Below are 19,643 nucleotides of genomic sequence, written 5' to 3' on the forward strand. Positions count from 1 at the left end.
TGTTATATATCTTTTTAATCTGGATTATTGTTTTAAACGTCATGATATATTTTTGGCTGCTTTTAAAACCCAATGCATCATTAGGCTCGATACGGCAGCACAACCGCCCTCAAATAAAATAAGCAGCTTAAAAAACAACAGGCCGTCTGAAAATTCAGACGGCCTCATCTTTATAGTATCGGTTCAATCAATTCAAACTGATTTCCAAATTATCAATCAAACGTGTCGTGCCTAAACGTGCAGCTGCCAAAACAACCAATTCTTTGTCGCCGGCACGAGCTACTTCCAAGCTGCCCGCATGTCGGATTTCAACATAATCGACTACCCACCCATTGTCTTCCAAATGCTTGCGGGCTTGGTTTTCCAGCTCTGCATAAGCGACACTGCCTGCTTTTACAGCTTGTGCAACCGCCTGAAGCTCTCTGTATAGACGCGGAGCTTCCGCCCGTTCAGCTTGATTCAGATATTGGTTTCTACTCGATAAAGCCAATCCATCATCGGCACGCCCGGTATCTACCGGTACAATTTCGATATCAAAATTCAAATCTTCGACAAACCCTTTGATAATCGCCAATTGCTGATAATCTTTCTTGCCGAAACAAGCCGTATCCGGTTTGACGATATTAAACAGCTTGCTGACCACCGTAGCCACACCGCGGAAATGCCCCGGACGGAATTTTCCGCACAATTCGTTTTGCAGATGTGGCGGCTCTACGTTAAAACGCTGCTCTACATTCGGATACAGTTCTTTTTCATCGGGCGCAAATACAACCGACACCCCCTCACCGGCCAATTTATCGGCATCTTGTTGCAATGTGCGCGGATATTTATCGAAGTCCTCGCCTTGTCCGAATTGCAAGCGGTTAACAAAAATGCTCACCACCACATGATCCGCACGTTTTTTCGCCTCACGCACCAAAGCCAGATGACCTTCGTGCAGATTGCCCATAGTCGGCACAAAAGCCACGGTTCCTGCCGTTTTCCGCCATTGGCGCAATGCCTCAACGGTATGAATAATTTGCATAGTTCTTCCAAACCTTTAAAAATTTCAGACGGCCTCTCTGCTCCAAGCAGGCCGTCTGAATATATTATTAACTGTTTAACAACCGTATTATGCACCAAATGTATGTTCGGGTGCAGGGAAAGTTTTGGTTTTCACCGCATCTACATACGCTTTCACCGCAGCTTGGATGCTGGTTTGCCCTTCCATAAAGTTTTTAACAAACTTGGCGGTTTTGCCCGGGAAAATACCCAACATATCGTGCATAACCAAAACCTGCCCGTCGCAATCGACTCCAGCACCAATACCGATGGTAGGGCAAGAGACTGTTTCGGTAACCTGTTTGCCCAATTCGGCAGGTACGCATTCCATCAAAACAATAGCTGCACCGGCTTGGTCGTGGGCCTTTGCATCACTCAATAAAGCTTGTGCTTTATCGCCTTTGCCCTGCACTTTATAACCGCCGAAAGCGTGTACCGATTGCGGCGTCAATCCGATATGCGCGCAAACGGGAATACCGCGCAACTGTAAAAACTCGGTAGTTTCGGCCATCCACACGCCACCTTCGAGCTTCACCATATGCGCACCGGCAGCCATCAATTCCGCTGCTGCGGCAAAAGCCTGCTCTTTGCTTTGCTGATAAGCACCGAACGGCAAATCAGTGACAATCATGGCGTTTCTTGCACCGCGGGCAACAGCCGAAGTGTGGTAGCACATATCCTGCAGCGTTACCGGCAAGGTTGAAGATTGTCCCTGAACAACCATACCGAGCGAATCGCCTACCAATAAAACATCCACGCCTGCATCGTCCATCAATGCGGCAAAGCTGGATTCATAACAGGTCAGCATGGCGATTTTATCGCCGGCCGCTTTCATTTTTTGTAAGGTGTTAACCGTGATCATATTGTTTTAAAGCTTTCTGATTTGGGCTTTCGCCAAGATGGGCGGAATATGGCTGCATATGCAGAGATTTCAAGTTTGATATCTATCTTGCTCACGCTCCGGGCTGCACAAGCCGGTGAAATTTACCGAACCTGCAAGCTAAACAATTGCATAAACGGCTGAATTTTAAACCGCTCTACCACAGGCCGTCTGAAAAAACAGCAGGATTTTACGCAACTTTATGGTTTATGCAAAAATCATTCGCTCAGATTCAAATAATGGCGGCTGCCCTGCATATTGTCCATCGCCTGGAGCAACATGGAAAAATGCTCGTCGTTTTGGGCAAAATCCATATCGTCCGCATTGGCAATCAATAGCGGCGCATTTTGATAAAGATGGAAGAATCGGCGGTATTCGTCTTGAATTACGCTCAAATAACCGCTCGGGAACAGGTTGTATTTGCTGTCCGGCCGCTTTTGCAGGCGTTTTTGCGCAACTTCGTCGGAAGTTTGCAAATAAATTACCAAATCAGGCAAAGGGTATTCGGGCATGATTTTCCGTTTTACTTCCCAAAAAAGCGTCTGCTCGTTGCCGTTTTCATTGGCTTTCAATAATGTAGGAACAAAAATCTGATCTTTTTCCAACAAGAAATCGGAAACGATATAGCCGCTTTTGTCTTCTTCTTCCAAAATCCGTTCAACCGCTTCGGCACGACGCATCAGAAAATACAGTTCGGTTGCCAAACCGTGATTGGCCGCATTCAGGTAAAACTGTTCTAGAAACGGATTGTGTTCGGGGTTTTCCGACAACAGCAAAGCACCGAAATGCTCTGCCAAGCGTTTGCTCAAGGCGGATTTTCCGCTGCCTATCGAGCCTTCCACCACGATATAACGGTATTTCATTGGTTTTCCTTTGTACCGGCCTCTATTTCTCCTGCTTTCAACAAACGGATGCCTTCGTTACCCAACCCTGCTGCCAATACGGTCGCTACGCCCCGTTGCGGCAATTCAAAATCCGGCGCGATTTCCGCTAAAGGCAACATCACGAAACTGCGCTCGTGCGCACGCGGATGCGGCAGGGTCAAATGCGGATCATCGCTGCATATGCCTTCATAAGCAACAATATCCAAGTCCAATGTGCGCGGAGCATTTCGGAAGCTTCGCTCACGGCCGAACTGTGCTTCAATTGTATTCAATTCTGCCAATAAGGTTTTCGGCGACAGAGAAGTCGAAACCATACAAACGGCATTAACGAAATCAGGCTGGTCGGCATAGCCCACCGGTTCGCTTAAATACAGGGAAGATGCTTTTTCCACCTTGATTTCCGGATGCAAATTTATCGCGTCCAATGCGGACAATACCTGCTTTGCAGGGTTCTCCAAATTGCTTCCCAAGGCAATCACCGCTATCCGGCCCGGCTTGTTCATCATCACATTTCCTGTGTTTAAATCGGCTTATACAAAGCCATATAGGCAATAATCGCAATACAGGCTGTGGCAGCCGCATAACCGGAAACCGCTTTAACCGAACGGGCCTGCGCTTTCAATGCCAGCGCACCTAAAAAGATATAAGCAATCAGTAATACAATCTTCATACCTAGCCAATTGGCATTTCCGAAGGGCATAAAGCCGGTAATTTTCATCAGCCACAATCCGGTAAACAGCAGCATCGTATCGTTCAAATGAGGCAAAACTTTCAAAATACCCGGCAAAGGCTTATCCGGACGGGCAGCTTTCAGCCAAAACCGCAGATTAAACAAAACAACGGTTACCACCACAAAAAAAACATGACTGTGCTTAACCATTAAATATTGCATGATATTCCATTCAATCGGTAATTTTTCAGACGGCCTCTATTTTACCCCAAACATTCATCACATATGCAGCTTTTCAACCGCTAAAATGTAAGGCGGCCGGTTTTTCTGATTGATAAAACCGTATTTGAGTACGGCATATTCACGTTGTGGCAGAGCCACCGCCCAAGTCTCCACTGCGGCCGCTTCTTCCCTACCCGCTTCGTGGCCTGGATAAAGCACGGCAACCAGCAATCCGCCTGACTTCAGCATGGCAACAGCTGAATCCAAAGCCGCTATACTGGTTTGTGCCTGCGTGGTGCAGCTTTTATCGCTGCCGGGCAGCCAGCCGAAATTGAATACGGCGGCGGCAAGCGGCTGATCGACATACTCGGCGGCATGTTGGTGGCCGTCCAAAATTAAAGCCACCTGCCGTTCCATGCCTTCATTTTTCAGACGGCCTAATGTTGCCTGCAATGCCTGCTCTTGAACATCGAAAGCCCAAACTTTTCCTTCGATACCGACCAACTTCGCCAACAACAGCGTGTCGTGACCGTTGCCTGCCGTACCGTCCATAACCGCATCTCCAACGGATACCGTGTCGGACAACAACCGATGAGCAAAACGTAAAACCGGAGTCAGATACATCTTTTAGGCCGTCTGAAATTACCAATATTGTACAAACTCGGCCAAATCGGTGTTTTTTTCACCGGAAGCAGGTTCCGCCGCCGTGCCGACCATGAGCAGCCCGATAATTTTGTCTTTGTCCCGGCAACCCAATGCCTCACGCAACAGTGGGCTGTTGCTCCACATACCGGTAATCCAAACATTGTCGAAACCTTGCGCGCTAGCGGCCAACTGCAGACCGTAAGCGGCACAGCCTGCACTGATCATCTGTTCCCACTCCGGTTTCGGGCGGGCCACTTCGGTATTGGGACGGAACATTACCGCAATCACCATGGGTGCCATATTGCCGACTTTTTCTGCTTTTTGCAGAATTTCATCGCCGAAATTCAACTGAACAACCGTATCCTTCAACAACTGGCGGAAACGCTGCAAACCCTCTTCGCTTTGGATAACGGCAAAACGAAACGGACGCATATTGCCGTGATCAGGCACCTGCGTTGCCGACTGCAACATCATTTCCAGCTGTTCTGCATTCGGTGCGGGCGCGGCAAGCTGCTTGTTCGAGCGGCGGGTAGTCAATAATTGCAAGGCATCCATTTCTGTTTTACTCCTCATCGTTTGGTTTTGTCTGGCCGCCGAATTTTCAGACGGCCTCTGTTCCGACAATTTCACACGCTGCCCGTTCCCATTACGGCGGCAGGCATTCCGGCATTATTCCGTTTCGGATTCGGGATCCAATACTTTCACCGCCATCCGCATCCAGCCCCAAGCCAAGTGGTATTGGTCGCCGATGGCGTCATACAAAGCATCTTCGCTCATTACGCTGTATTCGCCTTCGGTTTTCAACGACACGGGCAAACCTTCTTCCAGCGCTTCGTAAAGCGGCAGATACTCCTTGTCATAAAAAGCGCGTATCGCCTGCATGACTTCCATACTCCGCCGCCAATCCTGCTGCGCTTCCGTCAGTTTGGGCTGCAAAGCCAGCCATTCCCGGTAGAGCGATTGGACTTCGGCTATTCTGGCCTGCGCCTGTTCCGTACTGATTTTACTCATCGCCGCTTACCCTTTCCCTCATTTTTTCAGACGGCCTCACAGACCCAATTCGTTTAAGAAACGGATATCGTCCGCCCAACCGGATTTCACTTTGACCCAAACTTTCAAAAACACTTTGCAGTCAAACAGTTTTTCCATGTCCAAGCGCGCTTCAGTGGAAATTTTCTTCAGCTTTTCCCCACCTTTACCGATGACAATCGGCTTTTGGTTTTCTTTATCCACCAAAACCGCGATATAGATGTGAAACATGCCGTTTTCTTCTTTAAACTGCTCTACTTCGACATTCATTGCATAAGGCAGCTCCTCGCCCAAATAGCGGAACAGTTTTTCGCGCACGATTTCCATCGCAAGAAAACGGCTGGATTTGTCGGTAACCATATCTTCCGGATACAGCGGAATTCCCTCCGGCAGATAAGGTTTCAAGGTTTCCAGCAAGTTGGCAATACGCAGCCCGTGCTTGGCGCTGACCACTTCGTGTCCGGCAAACTCGAATTCCTGCTTCACGCTGTCGATAAACGCCTGCAGAGCCAATTTGTCTTTGGCTTTTTCTTTATCGATTTTATTCACCACCAGCAATACGGGCGTGCGCTTGGGCAACTGCTTGATCACCGTTCTGTCTGCTTCGGTAAAACGCATGGCTTCCAATACAAACACCACTACATCCACACCGCTCATCGCTTCGGTTACATTCAGGTTCAGACGGTCATTCAAAGCATTACGGTGATCAGTTTGAAAACCCGGCGTATCCACAAAAACAAATTGCGCCGTATCGTCGGTATAAATACCGGTAACCTTATGGCGCGTGGTTTGGGCTTTTTTACTGGTAATGCTGATTTTTTGGCCGATTAAATGATTCATTAAGGTCGATTTGCCGACATTCGGCCGGCCTACAATCGCCACAAAACCGCAACGGTAGCCTTCCGCAGCCGGCTGTTGTGCCAAAAAGGTTTCAATATCCATACGTATCATTCTTTCAAAATATTCAGACGGCCTTTCTTTACCGGTTGTTTGCCTGTCACCCAAAGGCCGTCTGAAAAATTATCTTTTCGCTTTGCGCTGCGGATAATGTTTTTCCACCCAAACAATCGCTTCTTTGGCTGCTTCCTGCTCCGCACTCTTTCTGCTACCGCCGGTTGCACGGCAAATAAAACCCAACTCGCCCAAGTCGCAGGAAACGGTAAATTTCACGTCTTGAGCATCCGTGGTTTGTTCTTCAATACGGTATTTGGGCAGATCAAAACGCCTCGCCTGCAAGGCCTCCTGCAACAGCGTTTTGCTGTCCTTACCCTGGTTTTTGAAATCGACGGTTTTCACTCTGCCTGAAAATAAACGGCGGACAACGCTTTCGGCTTCCGAAAAATCCGCATCCAAGCTGACAGCGGCAAACAAGGCTTCAACAGCATCGGCCAAGATAGAAGGCCGTCTGAAACCGCCGCTTTTCAACTCGCCCGTTCCGAGAAACAAAGCTTCACCGATGTTCATTTCGATTGCGATGTCGGCCAACACCGCTTCATTGACCAGATTGGAACGCAAGCGCGAGAGCTCGCCTTCACTTAATTTAGGAAAAGCGTCAAACAGCATTTTCGCTACTGTATAGTCCAAAACGGCATCGCCGATAAATTCCAAGCGTTCGTTGTTTTTGGCCGAATAACTGCGGTGCGTCAACGCCTGCACCAGCAGCTCCGTATTTCGGAAAGAATAACCCAGTTTTTTTTGAATATGCGCCAGGGCATTTTGTTTGATCAAATCTTGCTTCATCACTGTCTTTCGCAACAGCCTGAATGCTTTTCAATACTGCAGGCCAATATTGAAAAGGCTTGAGGCTGGAAAACTTTCATATTAAAGGCCGTCTGAAATTTTCAGACGGCCGGGCTATTGTACCTTATTCGCCTCACTCTATGGAAACAGTATTACCCTTATGGCAAGCAGGTTTTATCGGCAATATGCTTTAATTTCCAAAATCAGGCAATCCGGCCATGGTCGGACTTTACCTTCTCCAACACAAAAAGATGAATTTACATCAACAGTATTTAATACACGGTTAAAACCGTTAAAAAGGCCGTCTGAAATTTCAGACGGCCTTATCCGGTGTCATTTCTCTTTATTGGATTTTCGTGCCGATTCGGCTGAAATCGCCGAAGTTCATCCAAACAAAGAAAGCCTTGCCGACAATCAACCGGTCGCTGACAAAACCCCAATAGCGCGAATCTTCGCTATTGTCACGGTTATCGCCCATCATAAAATAATGACCTTCGGGAACGGTACATTTGAATGCGGAGCCGTCTTCCGCATAAGTACAGTTGCCCCTAAACGCAAAATCGCTACGCACGCCTTGCGGCAGAAAAGCAGGCTGGTTCGGCATTTTCAACACTTGAAACACTCGGCCGCCGAGCTTTTCCTCAAACGCTTCCGCTTCGATATTCACCATACCGTATTGACGGGTATTTTCCTGATAACCGTACATACCGACAGGATGTTCCCCAACCGCCTCGCCGTTGATGCGTAAAACCTTGTCGTTATATTCGACCACATCGCCCGGCACACCTACCGCGCGCTTGATGTAATTGATTTTTTCATCTTCAGGATAGTTGAACACCACCACGTCGCCGCGTTCCACCGTACCGGTCGGAACCAATACATTATTGATTACCGGCGTACGGATACCGTATGAAAACTTGTTGACCAAAATAAAATCGCCAACCACCAAACCCGGACGCATCGAGCTGGAAGGAATCTGAAACGGCTCGGCAATAAAAGTACGCACCACAAACACAATCAAAATAATCGGAAAAAATCCGCTCATGTAATCGGTAAAGTGGTTATCGTCATGACTGCCGTTTTTTTTCAGACGGCCTTTATGGATAAACCAAACAATGCCGGTAAACAAAACAAAAATCAGCAAGACCGCGGTAAAACTCATAAATACCGACAGCATTCCGAATACGCCGACCATCATCAGCAGGTAACCCCACTGCAGGCCGCCGTGCCATTCGCCGTTCTCCTCACGCTGCTTGCTGCTTCGGAAAAACAGCACCAAACCGGCAATAAAAACCGCAACCGCACCCCAAGTTAAGGTGTTTCCCATTATTTGTCCCCCACCTGCAAAATAGCCAAGAACGCGCTCTGCGGAATTTCCACATTGCCGACCTGTTTCATACGGCGTTTACCGGCTTTTTGTTTTTCAAGAAGTTTTTTCTTACGCGTGATATCGCCGCCGTAACATTTGGCCAATACGTTTTTACGCAGCGCTTTCACGGTTTCGCGGGCGATAATCTGGCTGCCGATCGCCGCTTGCACGGCAATATCGAACATCTGGCGCGGAATCAGTTCGCGCATTTTCGCCGCCAGTTCGCGACCGCGGAACACGGCATTGGAGCGGTGGACAATCAGGCTCAAGGCATCGACTTTTTCGCCGTTGACCATAATATCCAGCTTAATCAGATCGGCAGCTTGAAATTCTTTGAATTCGTAGTCCAACGAAGCATAGCCGCGCGAAGTGGATTTCAGTTTGTCGAAGAAATCCATCACAACTTCGTTCATGGGCAGATCATAAGTCAGCATCACTTGCCGACCCATGTATTGCATGTTTCTCTGCACACCGCGTTTTTGGTTACACAAAGTCATCACAGCACCCACATATTCTTGCGGCACCAAAATAGTAGCGGTAATAATCGGCTCGAAAATGGTATCAATCAAACCGACATCCGGCAGTTTGGACGGGTTTTCCACTTCGATTTTTTCGCCGTTTTTCAGCAATACTTCATATACCACCGTCGGCGCAGTGGTAATCAAGTCCATATCGAATTCGCGCTCCAAGCGCTCCTGCACGATTTCCAAATGCAACAGCCCCAAGAAGCCGCAGCGGAAACCGAAACCCAAGGCTTGGGAAACTTCCGGCTCGAATTTCAGCGAAGCGTCGTTTAATTGCAGTTTTTCCAAAGCATCGCGTAAGGCTTCGTAATCGTGGCTTTCCACCGGATACAAACCGGCAAATACCTGCGATTGAACCTCTTGGAAACCGGGCAAAGCTTTTTCGGCGGGATTAGCCGCCAAGGTAATGGTGTCGCCAACTTTGGCAGCATTCAATTCTTTAATACCGGTAATCAGGAAGCCTACTTCGCCGGCTTTTAATTCTTGTTTTTGCACCGACTTCGGCGTAAACACACCTAGTTGCTCCGCCTGCGTTTCAGCTTTGGTGCTCATAAACAACAGCTTGTCTTTCAGTTTCAGACGGCCTTCTTTAACACGGATAAGCATCACCACACCAACGTAATTATCAAACCACGAATCGATAATCATAGCTTGCAAGGGCGCATCTTCATCACCTTCGGGAGCGGGAATTTTGGCTACGATTTCTTCCAACACGTCTTCCACGCCCAAGCCGCTTTTGGCCGAGCAGGTTACCGCGCCGACGGCATCGATGCCGATGATGTCTTCAATTTCCTGCGCCACGCGGTCGGGGTCGGCAGCGGGCAAATCGATTTTGTTCAGCACGGGCACCACTTCCACGCCCAAATCAATCGCGGTATAGCAGTTGGCCACGGTTTGCGCTTCCACGCCTTGCGAAGCGTCCACAACCAAGATCGCGCCTTCGCAAGCAGATAACGAGCGGGAAACTTCGTAGGAAAAGTCGACGTGCCCCGGGGTGTCGATCAGATTGAGCTGATAGGTTTGCCCGTCGCGCGCTTTGTAGTTCAGGGCGGCGGTTTGCGCTTTGATGGTAATGCCGCGCTCTTTTTCGATATCCATCGAATCCAGCACCTGCGTGCTCATTTCGCGCATTTCCAAGCCGCCGCAATATTGGATAAAGCGGTCGGCCAGTGTGGATTTGCCGTGGTCGATGTGGGCGATAATGGAGAAATTTCTTATATTTTTCATAAAATCAGCAATATTACTTTAAATTAGGGATAGCGGCTGTTTTCACATGGTCGACAGCCTGCAAAAATCTGAGGCAAATAGGTTGCTATTCTAGCGGAAAAACGCCTTTTCGGCTAACACAGAATCGAAGCAAACCCATAGAAAACACACTTTATTTCGCTTTCGCCAACCTGTTTGACAGCTGCAATAATATTGCCGAATTCCGATTAAACAGGACAAGCCTGTTTACCACAGGTAGGCCGTCTGAATTTTCAAAAAGTTCTGAAAATTCAGACGGCCTCTTAATCACCGATCAAAATCAGTTTGCGGCATTGTCGCCTTCAGCCAGCTTTTGCGCCCCTTGTTTCTGCTTGATGTTGCCACGCAGATAATCCAACAAACCGACAAAAACCCGGTTAACCTGATTATTGGTCAATGCCTGCTTAGACGGCGGCAACGCTTCTTTCACATTTTCAGGTGCTTTAACCGATTGAACTTCAACCAACACCGGCGCCGGCAATCCTTCGAGTAAAACGTAAGCAGGCTTGTCTTTACCCGGCTTGGCTTTCAATAATTGGTTATACGCTTCAGGCGGTAAAGAAGTACGCGCCTGTTCTGCCGTCATATTGGAAACAGGAGACCACTGAACCTGTACTGTTTTGCCTGACTGCAAACTTTCCAAAGACTGCTTAGCCTGTGTTTGAGCCAGTTTACTTGCTTCCGCACGCCAATAAGCCATTCTGACATGCTCTTTAACCGCGTCGAAAGACTCGCTCTTTTCTTCCCGGACTTCTTTGGCCCTCACCACCCAAACCGTATCGTCATTGGCGTTAACCGGCTCCGAATTATGTTTTTTCTTTAAAACATCATCGCTGAAAATAGCGTTAACCAACTCTGCAGGCATGCCTGAAGATTCTGCTTGCGCCTTAGTCAGCCACTCGTCGGGAGATTCGACTTTCAGGCCGGTTTGCTTGGCCACTTCCTCTAAACTTTCCGGATAGTTAAACGCAGCATCGGCCAATTTCTCTCTTGCCTGCGCAAATGAGGCCGCTGCCTTTTTCTGTTTCAATTCAGCTTCCAAGCGGGATTTTTCTTTTTCAAAATCAGGCTCATCCTGAGTATTCAAAACCGTAATGATATGGTAGCCGTATTCGGTTTGAACCACTCCGCTGATTTCGCCCTTTTTCAATGAGAACGCGCTGTCTTCAAATTCCTTGCCCAATCCTCCGTCTTTAGGCAGCATACCTAAATTACCGCCGTTTGGTGCGGAATTTACGTCTTGAGAATGCTTTTTGGCCAGCGCTGCAAAGTTTGAAGGATTAGACTTCACTTCAGCTAACACTTTTTCAGCTTCAGCCTTAGACTTTTGCCGCTCTTCTTCCGAAGCATCCTTTGCCACCTGAAACAGAATGTGGGCAATCTCTCGCATGGGTTTAGCTGTAGCGGCATACTGATCAAATGCTTTACGCAATTCTGCATCTTCAATTTTTTCTTTTTCTGCCAATGCTTTCGAATTTAGAGCAACAAATTGCAGTTTGACAGCTTGAGACACCACATAATCTTTTTTGTGCTCTTCGTAATAAGCCCGTAAATCTTTTTCATCTATTTTCACCTTGTCGGCAAATGTTTCCGGGCTGAATGTTGCTGAACGGATCACACGCTCGGATTGGGTAAGTGCAACCAATTGCTCAGCCTGGGCATCGCTAACCAATGTCCCGTTACGAACAAGATTCAGCAAATTCTGCAAAGCAAACTGTTCGCGGATTTCTTCGACAAATTGGTCTTCTGACATATGGCGTTGACTCAAATACCGGTTAAACGCCTCCTGGCTAAACTTTCCGCCTGCATCGTGAAAATCAGGGTTATCGACAATAATCTGTTTGACCTGCTCTTGAGAAACACTGATTCCCATGTCTTTCGCACCCTGCATCAAATAGGCACGCTCAACCAATTCACGAAACACAGCATCACGGCTCTGCCCCTGCGCATCCTGCATAATATTGTTTACATCGTGTTCGCTCACTTTGCGCTCACCGACTTTTACAATGTAGTCTGCCCCCGGAGCGGTAACAGAATGGGCGGTAAAACCAACGAATGTGATAGCAATCAATCCCAAAATGATCTTGGCGGGACCACTGTACTTTTCTACGGTTGCAAACATAATTCCCTTGATATTTCTATAAAATAAAAGCAAAGCGGATATTGTAGCGCGTTTTACATAAATCCGCATCTGCATACTAAAGTTTCGCAGCTTCTATGAGCATGAAGCCCAAAAGCAAAAAAGCAGACTGAAAGTCTGCTTTTCATTAATTCGACACGCTACAGATTACAGTGCATCTTTCAATGCTTTACCAGCACGGAATTTCGGAGTTTTAGCAGCAGCAATAGTCAAAGGCTCGCCGGTTTTCGGATTGCGACCTTGACGCTCTGCACGTTCGCCAACATAGAAAGTACCGAAACCAACCAAAGTTACGGTATCGCCTTTTTTCAAAGCATTGGTTACAGCATTCATCATACCGTCCAAAGCTTTAGCGGCAGCAGCTTTAGAAATGTCGGCTTCTTGAGCAATAGCTTCAATCAATTCAGACTTGTTCACGATTAAGTCCCTTTCTATCGTTTACAGTAATGAAAGCCACGAAAATCGGGCAATTTAGTAAAAATGTACATCTGATGCCTTTATATCAAGGCTAAAATCTTGGTGTCAAGTGAAAAGATACGGAATAACAGGCTTTCCGGCACACCTGCAGCCATCCCGTATCTTTATACAACACATCAACAGCAATATCAGTGTTTTGTGGCTTTAGCCCTTGACTTCCTGACCGTACCGGATAATGTCTCGGCGGAATCCGCTTCTTGCCACGGCTCAGGCTGATACTCCAAACCCAATGACAAGACCTCGTCAATCCATTTCACAGGATGGATAGTCAACCCTTCTTTAACATTATCAGGGATTTCTTCCAAGTCTTTCACGTTGTCGTTAGGTATCAATACATGCTTGATGCCACCTCTCAGCGCCGCTAAAAGTTTCTCTTTCAAGCCCCCAATCGCCAATACTTCTCCGCGCAGTGTAATCTCACCGGTCATGGCTACGTCTGCACGCACCGGAATTTTCGTAAAAGCGGATACCATCGCCAAAGTCATCGCAATACCTGCACTCGGGCCGTCTTTAGGTGTTGCACCCTCCGGAACATGGACATGGATATCCCGTTTTTCATAAAAATCAGGAGCCAAACCGACTGCTTGTGCACGAGAACGAACCACACTCCAAGCTGCAGACACAGACTCTTTCATCACATCGCCCAATTGGCCTGTACATTGGATCGTACCTTTACCCTGCAAAGCCACCGCTTCGACAGTGAGCAATTCACCGCCCACTTCCGTCCAAGCCAAACCGGTAACTTGGCCGATACGGTTTTCATCTTCGGCCACGCCGTAATCAAATCGGCGAACACCCAGATAGTCATGCAGATTATCAGCATCAACTTTGATAACATGCGTTTTTTTCAGACGGCCTCTTGCAGGTGCAGCAGCTTTTTTATCTTGTTCCAAAGTAATCTTCATCACTACTTTGCGACAGATTTTGGCAATTTCACGGTCAAGCGAGCGCACACCGGCTTCTCGGGTGTAGTAGCGGATAATGCCGCGTACCGCACTTTCGTCAATCACCAGTTCGCCTTCTTTCACGCCGTTGCGCTTCATTTGCTTGGGTACGAGGTATTGCATGGCAATGTTGATTTTCTCGTCTTCGGTATAACCCGACAGGCGGATGATCTCCATACGGTCAAGCAGCGCAGGCGGAATGTTCAGGCTGTTGGACGTAGCGATAAACATCACGTCGCTCAAGTCGTAATCGACTTCTGCGTAATGATCCGAGAACGAATTGTTTTGCTCGGGATCAAGCACTTCCAACAATGCGCTTGCAGGATCGCCACGGAAATCGCTGCCGAGTTTGTCGATTTCATCAAGCAGGAACAAGGGGTTTTTCACACCGGCTTTGGCCATATTCTGCAAAATCTTGCCCGGCATAGAACCGATGTAAGTGCGTCTGTGGCCGCGGATTTCGCTTTCATCGCGCACACCGCCCAAAGCCATGCGCACATATTTGCGGCCTGTTGCTTTGGCGATAGACTCTCCCAGCGAAGTTTTACCTACGCCCGGAGGGCCTACCAAACACAAAATCGGGCCTTTGATTTTATCCATGCGTTTTTGCACGGCTAAATATTCCAAAATGCGCTCTTTGACTTTTTCCAAGCCGTAGTGATCGGCATCCAATACCAAATCGGCTTTTGCCAAGTCTTTGCTGACGCGTGATTTTTTCTTCCACGGCAGTTCAAGCAAGGTGTCGATGTAGTTGCGCACGACGGTAGATTCTGCCGACATTGGCGGCATCATTTTCAGCTTTTTCAGTTCGGACAAACATTTTTCTTCAGCCTCTTTGCTCATACCGGCTTCTTTGATTTGTTTTTCCAAAGCTTCGAGTTCGCCGCGCTCGTCTTCCTCGCCCAATTCTTTTTGAATCGCTTTCACTTGCTCGTTGAGGTAATACTCGCGCTGCGATTTTTCCATCTGGCGTTTTACACGGCCACGGATACGCTTCTCGACTTGCATGATGTCAAGTTCGGCTTCCAAACGGGCCAACAAGCACTCGATACGTTCGGCAATATCGGTAGTTTCCAAAATTTCCTGACGCTGCTCGAGCTTCAATTGCAAATGAGCGGCAACCGTGTCTGCCAACCTGCCGTTCTCGGTAATACCATGAATCGTGTTGACCACTTCCGTGGGAATTTTCTTATTCAATTTGGCAAACTGCTCGAATTGCGACAACAAGGTTCTGCGTAACGCTTCCATGTCTGCGCCATCGAAATCGCCCTCTTGTACAGTCTCGGTATCAGCAACAAACAACTCACCTGTATCTTCAACCGAAACTGCACGTGCGCGACGTATACCCTCAACCAAAACTTTTACCGTACCGTCAGGCAATTTCAATACCTGCAATACTCGGGCTACCGTACCCATAGTATGCAGGTCTGTAATTTCCGGCTCTTCAATGCCCGCATCTTTTTGGGCCAACAGGAAAACCAGCTCGTCGTTTTCCATCGCCATATCCAAAGCGGCAATCGATTTGGCACGTCCTACAAACAACGGCAGTACCATATGCGGATACACAACCACATCTCTCAAAGGCAGTGTTGCCAATGTGCCGTATTCCTCTAAATGCTTATCTGTTGCCATAATTTTCTAGTCTCAAAAAGTTTGTATAAAATTGATTGATTGCAAAATTGGGGGCTCATATGCAGATTTCAAGCCTTGAAAAACAGGTTTGCTGCGTCTATTTTCACACAAACCTTTTTTAATAGCTTGCTTATTTTGTTTGCGTTAAAATACCCGTCAATAATTTAAGCAGCCGTCTGAAATTTTCAGACGGCCTCAAATTTAAGGAAACAATATGTCTGACGACAAAACTTCATTAATCGAGTTCCCTTGCGTTTTTCCGCTCAAAGTCATGGGACAACAACATCCTGATTTTTCCCTAGCAGTCTTGGAAACCGTACGTATACATGCTCCCGATACACACGAAGGCCATATCAGCACCCGTCCGAGCAGCAAAGGCAACTATATCAGCGCAACCGTAAAAGTCAGTGTTAACAACCAAGAACAACTGGACAACATTTACCGCGCGCTCACCTCCCACGAGCTTGTCAAAGTAGTGCTGTAAACATGAAAACCGTACAACTGGGGCTTACCGACTACCAACCGGTATTCGAAGCCATGAAAACCTTCAATGCCGAACGTACCGACACCACCGAAGACGAATTGTGGGTAGTCGAACACCCGCCCGTGTTCACACAAGGCTTGGCAGGCAAACCCGAGCATCTATTGCTGCACAGCGATATCCCCGTCGTACAAATCGACCGCGGCGGCCAAATCACCTACCACGGCCCCGGCCAGCTGGTTGTTTACACCCTGATCGACTTCAAACGCCGTAAAACCAGCGTGCGCAACATCGTTACCGCGCTCGAAAACAGCATCATCGACACCTTAAACGAATACGGCATCCGCGCCGCAGCCGACCCGCAACGCCCCGGCGTATATGTCGGCGGGCGTAAAATCGCTTCTTTAGGGCTGCGGATTAAAAACGGCTCGGTATATCACGGTTTGGCTTTGAACATCGATATGGATTTGTCGCCGTTTCGATATATCAATCCCTGCGGCTATGCCGGTATGGAGATGGTTCAGATGGCCGATTTCATCAACCCTTGCCCACCGTTTGCCGAGGTGGCCGAAAAACTGACCGCCCATTTGCAGCAAAAATTGGAACCTCCGCCAGCAGAGGCCGTCTGAAAACCATTGCCTATATATGTAACAGTAACAGGCATATCCGGCCTCTTCCCGCCACTGCTCCGAATATTTTTGAACCCGCCATGCGTTTAGCCTTGATTTCCGACATACACGGCAACCTGCCGGCCTTGGAAGCCGTTGCCACCGACATCCGTCGGCGCGGCTGCGATGTCGTGTCCAATTTGGGTGACAGCCTTTCCGGCCCGTTGTGGCCTAAGGAAACAGCACAATTTCTCATGGCCGAAAACTGGCCGACGGTTGCAGGCAACCACGAACGCCAGCTGCTCACCCAGTCTACCGCCAAACAAAGCCTTTCCGACCGTTTCGCCTCCCTGCAACTGGGGCAGCCTGAATGGGCGTGGCTCGCCGCCCTGCCTGCCATTCTGCCGTTAACCGAAGATATCCTGCTCTGCCACGGTAGCCCGCACGGCGATAAGGTTTATTTGATGGAATCCATCGTCAACGGCCGGACGGTTTTATCTGCTGAAAAAGAAATCCGCCAACGCTTGGGCGATACCCGTGCCGCCGTTATAGCTTGCGGCCACACCCACATACCGCGCAGCCTCCATATCGACGATATGTTGCTGATTAACCCCGGCAGCGTCGGCCTGCAAGCCTATGAGGACGACCAACCTCCCCATGTGGTGGAAAACGGCTCGCCCCACGCGCGCTATGCCGTGATTGAAAAGCGGCAAAACACTTGGACAACCGAACATTTCGCCATACCCTACCCCTACGGCGTGGCAGTTGCCAAAGCACAAAAAGAACACCGCACCGATTGGGCTTATGCTTTACAATACGGCCGTACACCGCCGGCGCATACCCTGCCGGCCAGCACCCTAACCGTTAACCCGGAATATCAGCCATGAACAACGAAACCGTCAAATTAAACAACGCTCAAGGCGTGAAGCATAAAGGTGCCGCCAAAACCGCGCGCATCCCCATCAAAGTCGTACCGCTGGAAGAAAAACTCAAAAAACCCGAATGGATCCGCGCCAAGCTGCCTACCGGTAAAAAGTTTTTCGAAATCAAAAATATCTTGCGCGACCAAAAAATGCATACCGTTTGCGAAGAAGCCAGCTGCCCCAATATCGGCGAATGTTTCAGCAAAGGTACTGCCACCTTTATGATTATGGGTGATATTTGCACCCGCCGTTGCCCGTTTTGCGACGTCGGCCACGGACGCCCCAATCCGCTCGACCCCGAAGAACCCAAGAACCTTGCGGAGTCGGTAGCCGCCATGAATTTACGTTATGTGGTGATTACTTCGGTTGACCGCGACGACTTGCGCGACGGCGGCGCACAGCATTTTGCCGACTGTATCAGCGCCATCCGTGAAAAAAGCCCCAACACCAAAATCGAAATTCTTGTACCGGACTTCCGCGGCCGTTTGGATATCGCTCTGGAGATTCTCTCGCGCACGCCGCCCGATGTGATGAACCACAATCTCGAAACCCATCCGCGTTTGTATAAACAGGCGCGCCCCGGTTCCGATTACAAACACTCGCTCGAACTGCTGCGCCGCTACAAAGAAATGCAGCCCGACATCCCCACCAAATCCGGCATCATGGTCGGCTTGGGCGAAACCGACGAAGAAGTGCGCGAAATCATGCGCGATATGCGTGAACACAACATCGAAATGATTACCGTCGGCCAATACCTGCAACCTTCAGACGGCCACCTGCCCGTTTTGCGCTATGTAACGCCCGCGCAATTCAAAGAGTTTGAAAAAGAAGCCTACGAAATGGGCTTTACCAACGCCGCCATCGGCGCCATGGTCCGCTCAAGCTACCATGCCGACGAACAGGCTTCATTGGCATTGCGCAAAGATGTTACCAACAAACAACCTTAATCACAGTGGTTAATTAAACACACAAATTAAATAAAAAATAATTTTTTATATACTTTTTCTTAATATATGCCATAATAACTAAGAAAATTCTTAGTTTAAAAGACGGAAAGCATCATGTCAGACGAAAAAAGCAAAGCATTAGCCGCCGCGCTCGCGCAAATCGAAAAAAACTTCGGCAAAGGCTCCATCATGAAGATGGACGGCAGCCATAAAGACGAAAATTTAGAAGTCATCTCCACCGGCTCGCTCGGTTTGGACTTGGCTCTCGGCGTGGGCGGTTTGCCGCGCGGCCGTATCGTCGAAATCTTCGGCCCCGAATCATCCGGTAAAACCACCCTGTGTTTGGAAGCCATCGCCCAATGCCAGAAAAACGGCGGCACCTGCGCCTTTATCGATGCCGAGAACGCATTCGACCCCATCTACGCCCGCAAACTCGGCGTAAAAGTGGAAGAGCTGCTGGTTTCCCAACCCGACACCGGCGAGCAGGCGCTTGAAATCTGCGACATGCTGGTACGCTCCGGCGGCGTGGATATGGTCGTGGTCGATTCCGTTGCCGCACTCGTGCCCAAAGCCGAAATCGAAGGCGAAATGGGCGACAGCCACGTCGGCCTGCAAGCCCGCCTGATGAGCCAAGCCTTGCGCAAACTCACCGGCCACATCAAAAAAACCAATACCTTAGTCGTATTCATCAACCAAATCCGCATGAAAATCGGCGTGATGTTCGGCAGCCCCGAAACCACCACCGGCGGTAACGCGCTGAAATTCTACGCCTCCGTGCGCCTCGACATCCGCCGCACCGGTTCCATCAAAAAAGGCGACGACGTTTTGGGTAACGAAACCAAAGTCAAAGTCATCAAAAACAAAGTCGCCCCGCCCTTCCGTCAAGCCGAATTCGACATCCTTTACGGCGAAGGCATCAGCTGGGAAGGCGAACTGGTCGATTTGGGCGTGAAATACGATATCGTTGAAAAATCAGGCGCATGGTACAGCTATAACGGAGCTAAAATCGGCCAAGGCAAAGACAACGTGCGCGTATGGCTGAAAGAAAATCCCGAAGTAGCCAACGAAATCGACGCCAAAATCCGTGCCAAAGTCGGTGTAAGCGTTCAAATCACCGAAGGCACGCTGGACGATACCGACGGCGAACAGCCTGAAGAATAAGAAGAATAATCGGATTTAAACCTTTCAAAGGCCGTCTGAAATAATTTTCAGACGGCCTTCTACATCACAAAATCTCTCCGG

20 protein-coding genes are annotated in these 19,643 nt (G+C 48.8%); 5 read left to right on the forward strand and 15 right to left on the reverse strand.

Translation table 11 applies throughout. The features are described from left to right. Window positions 1-187 precede the first annotated feature (187 nt). The 15 genes from panC to lon all read right to left on the reverse strand — a co-directional run bounded on the left by panC (window position 188) and on the right by lon (window position 15,442). A complete protein-coding gene (gene panC, locus EL309_RS01230; protein ID WP_004284347.1) occupies window positions 188-1,024 on the reverse strand; it encodes a pantoate--beta-alanine ligase in 837 nt (278 codons plus the stop codon). 87 nt (window positions 1,025-1,111) lie between these two features. Continuing rightward, entirely contained in the window at window positions 1,112-1,903 is a 792-nt protein-coding gene (panB, locus tag EL309_RS01235) for a 3-methyl-2-oxobutanoate hydroxymethyltransferase (protein ID WP_004284345.1), read from the reverse strand. 236 nt (window positions 1,904-2,139) lie between these two features. After that, window positions 2,140-2,784 (reverse strand): deoxynucleoside kinase, encoded by a 645-nt coding sequence (locus EL309_RS01240; protein WP_004284344.1) that lies wholly within the window; start codon window positions 2,782-2,784, stop codon window positions 2,140-2,142. Then, window positions 2,781-3,311 carry a 2-amino-4-hydroxy-6-hydroxymethyldihydropteridine diphosphokinase gene (folK, locus tag EL309_RS01245; protein WP_004284343.1) on the reverse strand — a complete coding sequence of 177 codons (531 nt, stop codon included), beginning with the start codon at window positions 3,309-3,311 and terminating at the stop codon, window positions 2,781-2,783. The genes EL309_RS01240 and folK overlap by 4 nt, the downstream gene beginning before the upstream one ends. A gap of 14 nt (window positions 3,312-3,325) precedes the next feature. Continuing rightward, window positions 3,326-3,697 (reverse strand): SirB2 family protein, encoded by a 372-nt coding sequence (locus tag EL309_RS01250; RefSeq protein WP_004284342.1) that lies wholly within the window; start codon window positions 3,695-3,697, stop codon window positions 3,326-3,328. Between the two features lie 57 nt (window positions 3,698-3,754). Continuing rightward, window positions 3,755-4,321, reverse strand: a complete 567-nt coding sequence (locus tag EL309_RS01255; RefSeq protein WP_004284341.1) for a tRNA (mnm(5)s(2)U34)-methyltransferase — start codon at window positions 4,319-4,321, stop codon at window positions 3,755-3,757. An 18-nt stretch (window positions 4,322-4,339) separates the two neighbouring features. After that, window positions 4,340-4,897 (reverse strand): nitroreductase family protein, encoded by a 558-nt coding sequence (locus EL309_RS01260; protein ID WP_036494803.1) that lies wholly within the window; start codon window positions 4,895-4,897, stop codon window positions 4,340-4,342. 114 nt (window positions 4,898-5,011) lie between these two features. Continuing rightward, window positions 5,012-5,353, reverse strand: coding sequence for a DUF4298 domain-containing protein (locus tag EL309_RS01265; protein WP_004284339.1), 342 nt, complete (start codon window positions 5,351-5,353; stop codon window positions 5,012-5,014). 36 nt (window positions 5,354-5,389) lie between these two features. After that, a complete protein-coding gene (era, locus tag EL309_RS01270; RefSeq protein WP_004284337.1) occupies window positions 5,390-6,313 on the reverse strand; it encodes a GTPase Era in 924 nt (307 codons plus the stop codon). Between the two features lie 78 nt (window positions 6,314-6,391). Then, the gene (rnc, locus tag EL309_RS01275) at window positions 6,392-7,111 is read right to left on the reverse strand and encodes a ribonuclease III (RefSeq protein WP_004284334.1); all 720 of its coding nucleotides are present in this window, start codon (window positions 7,109-7,111) and stop codon (window positions 6,392-6,394) included. Window positions 7,112-7,454: 343 nt separating this feature from the next. Continuing rightward, window positions 7,455-8,438 carry a signal peptidase I gene (gene lepB, locus EL309_RS01280; protein WP_004284332.1) on the reverse strand — a complete coding sequence of 328 codons (984 nt, stop codon included), beginning with the start codon at window positions 8,436-8,438 and terminating at the stop codon, window positions 7,455-7,457. Then, window positions 8,438-10,231, reverse strand: a complete 1,794-nt coding sequence (lepA, locus tag EL309_RS01285) for a translation elongation factor 4 (RefSeq protein ID WP_004284331.1) — start codon at window positions 10,229-10,231, stop codon at window positions 8,438-8,440. The genes lepB and lepA overlap by 1 nt, the downstream gene beginning before the upstream one ends. 298 nt (window positions 10,232-10,529) lie before the next feature. Beyond that, window positions 10,530-12,371, reverse strand: coding sequence for a SurA N-terminal domain-containing protein (locus tag EL309_RS01290; protein ID WP_004286083.1), 1,842 nt, complete (start codon window positions 12,369-12,371; stop codon window positions 10,530-10,532). A 165-nt stretch (window positions 12,372-12,536) separates the two neighbouring features. Beyond that, window positions 12,537-12,806 carry an HU family DNA-binding protein gene (locus tag EL309_RS01295; RefSeq protein ID WP_004284329.1) on the reverse strand — a complete coding sequence of 90 codons (270 nt, stop codon included), beginning with the start codon at window positions 12,804-12,806 and terminating at the stop codon, window positions 12,537-12,539. 188 nt (window positions 12,807-12,994) lie between these two features. Then, window positions 12,995-15,442 carry an endopeptidase La gene (gene lon, locus EL309_RS01300; RefSeq protein WP_004284328.1) on the reverse strand — a complete coding sequence of 816 codons (2,448 nt, stop codon included), beginning with the start codon at window positions 15,440-15,442 and terminating at the stop codon, window positions 12,995-12,997. Between the two features lie 214 nt (window positions 15,443-15,656). On the opposite strand from lon, the gene EL309_RS01305 reads away from it, so the two are divergent. The 5 genes from EL309_RS01305 to recA all read left to right on the forward strand — a co-directional run bounded on the left by EL309_RS01305 (window position 15,657) and on the right by recA (window position 19,562). Then, window positions 15,657-15,926 carry an HP0495 family protein gene (locus tag EL309_RS01305; protein ID WP_036494805.1) on the forward strand — a complete coding sequence of 90 codons (270 nt, stop codon included), beginning with the start codon at window positions 15,657-15,659 and terminating at the stop codon, window positions 15,924-15,926. Between the two features lie 2 nt (window positions 15,927-15,928). After that, complete coding sequence (gene lipB, locus EL309_RS01310) at window positions 15,929-16,552, forward strand: lipoyl(octanoyl) transferase LipB (RefSeq protein WP_004284326.1); 624 nt, start codon at window positions 15,929-15,931, stop codon at window positions 16,550-16,552. A gap of 80 nt (window positions 16,553-16,632) precedes the next feature. Further along, window positions 16,633-17,418: a metallophosphoesterase family protein gene (locus tag EL309_RS01315; protein WP_004284325.1), complete on the forward strand. Its 786-nt coding sequence runs from the start codon at window positions 16,633-16,635 to the stop codon at window positions 17,416-17,418. Beyond that, the gene (gene lipA, locus EL309_RS01320) at window positions 17,415-18,401 is read left to right on the forward strand and encodes a lipoyl synthase (RefSeq protein WP_004284324.1); all 987 of its coding nucleotides are present in this window, start codon (window positions 17,415-17,417) and stop codon (window positions 18,399-18,401) included. The genes EL309_RS01315 and lipA overlap by 4 nt, the downstream gene beginning before the upstream one ends. Window positions 18,402-18,515: 114 nt before the next feature. Continuing rightward, complete coding sequence (gene recA / locus EL309_RS01325; protein WP_004284322.1) at window positions 18,516-19,562, forward strand: recombinase RecA; 1,047 nt, start codon at window positions 18,516-18,518, stop codon at window positions 19,560-19,562. Window positions 19,563-19,643 lie beyond the last annotated feature (81 nt).

Source organism: Neisseria weaveri, assembly GCF_900638685.1.
GTDB classification, from domain to species: Bacteria; Pseudomonadota; Gammaproteobacteria; order Burkholderiales; family Neisseriaceae; genus Neisseria; species Neisseria weaveri.

Bases quoted from the DNA above. Each gene is read 5' to 3' on its own strand.
- EL309_RS01305 (WP_036494805.1), top strand. From the start codon at position 15,657: ATGTCTGACGACAAAACTTCATTAATCGAGTTCCCTTGCGTTTTTCCG.
- lon (WP_004284328.1), bottom strand. From the start codon at position 15,442: ATGGCAACAGATAAGCATTTAGAGGAATACGGCACATTGGCAACACTG.
- panC (WP_004284347.1), bottom strand. From the start codon at position 1,024: ATGCAAATTATTCATACCGTTGAGGCATTGCGCCAATGGCGGAAAACG.
- era (WP_004284337.1), bottom strand. From the start codon at position 6,313: ATGGATATTGAAACCTTTTTGGCACAACAGCCGGCTGCGGAAGGCTAC.
- EL309_RS01240 (WP_004284344.1), bottom strand. From the start codon at position 2,784: ATGAAATACCGTTATATCGTGGTGGAAGGCTCGATAGGCAGCGGAAAA.
- lepB (WP_004284332.1), bottom strand. From the start codon at position 8,438: ATGGGAAACACCTTAACTTGGGGTGCGGTTGCGGTTTTTATTGCCGGT.
- EL309_RS01260 (WP_036494803.1), bottom strand. From the start codon at position 4,897: ATGGATGCCTTGCAATTATTGACTACCCGCCGCTCGAACAAGCAGCTT.
- EL309_RS01250 (WP_004284342.1), bottom strand. From the start codon at position 3,697: ATGCAATATTTAATGGTTAAGCACAGTCATGTTTTTTTTGTGGTGGTA.
- panB (WP_004284345.1), bottom strand. From the start codon at position 1,903: ATGATCACGGTTAACACCTTACAAAAAATGAAAGCGGCCGGCGATAAA.
- recA (WP_004284322.1), top strand. From the start codon at position 18,516: ATGTCAGACGAAAAAAGCAAAGCATTAGCCGCCGCGCTCGCGCAAATC.
- EL309_RS01290 (WP_004286083.1), bottom strand. From the start codon at position 12,371: ATGTTTGCAACCGTAGAAAAGTACAGTGGTCCCGCCAAGATCATTTTG.
- lipA (WP_004284324.1), top strand. From the start codon at position 17,415: ATGAACAACGAAACCGTCAAATTAAACAACGCTCAAGGCGTGAAGCAT.
- EL309_RS01255 (WP_004284341.1), bottom strand. From the start codon at position 4,321: ATGTATCTGACTCCGGTTTTACGTTTTGCTCATCGGTTGTTGTCCGAC.
- lepA (WP_004284331.1), bottom strand. From the start codon at position 10,231: ATGAAAAATATAAGAAATTTCTCCATTATCGCCCACATCGACCACGGC.
- EL309_RS01265 (WP_004284339.1), bottom strand. From the start codon at position 5,353: ATGAGTAAAATCAGTACGGAACAGGCGCAGGCCAGAATAGCCGAAGTC.
- rnc (WP_004284334.1), bottom strand. From the start codon at position 7,111: ATGAAGCAAGATTTGATCAAACAAAATGCCCTGGCGCATATTCAAAAA.
- lipB (WP_004284326.1), top strand. From the start codon at position 15,929: ATGAAAACCGTACAACTGGGGCTTACCGACTACCAACCGGTATTCGAA.
- folK (WP_004284343.1), bottom strand. From the start codon at position 3,311: ATGATGAACAAGCCGGGCCGGATAGCGGTGATTGCCTTGGGAAGCAAT.
- EL309_RS01315 (WP_004284325.1), top strand. From the start codon at position 16,633: ATGCGTTTAGCCTTGATTTCCGACATACACGGCAACCTGCCGGCCTTG.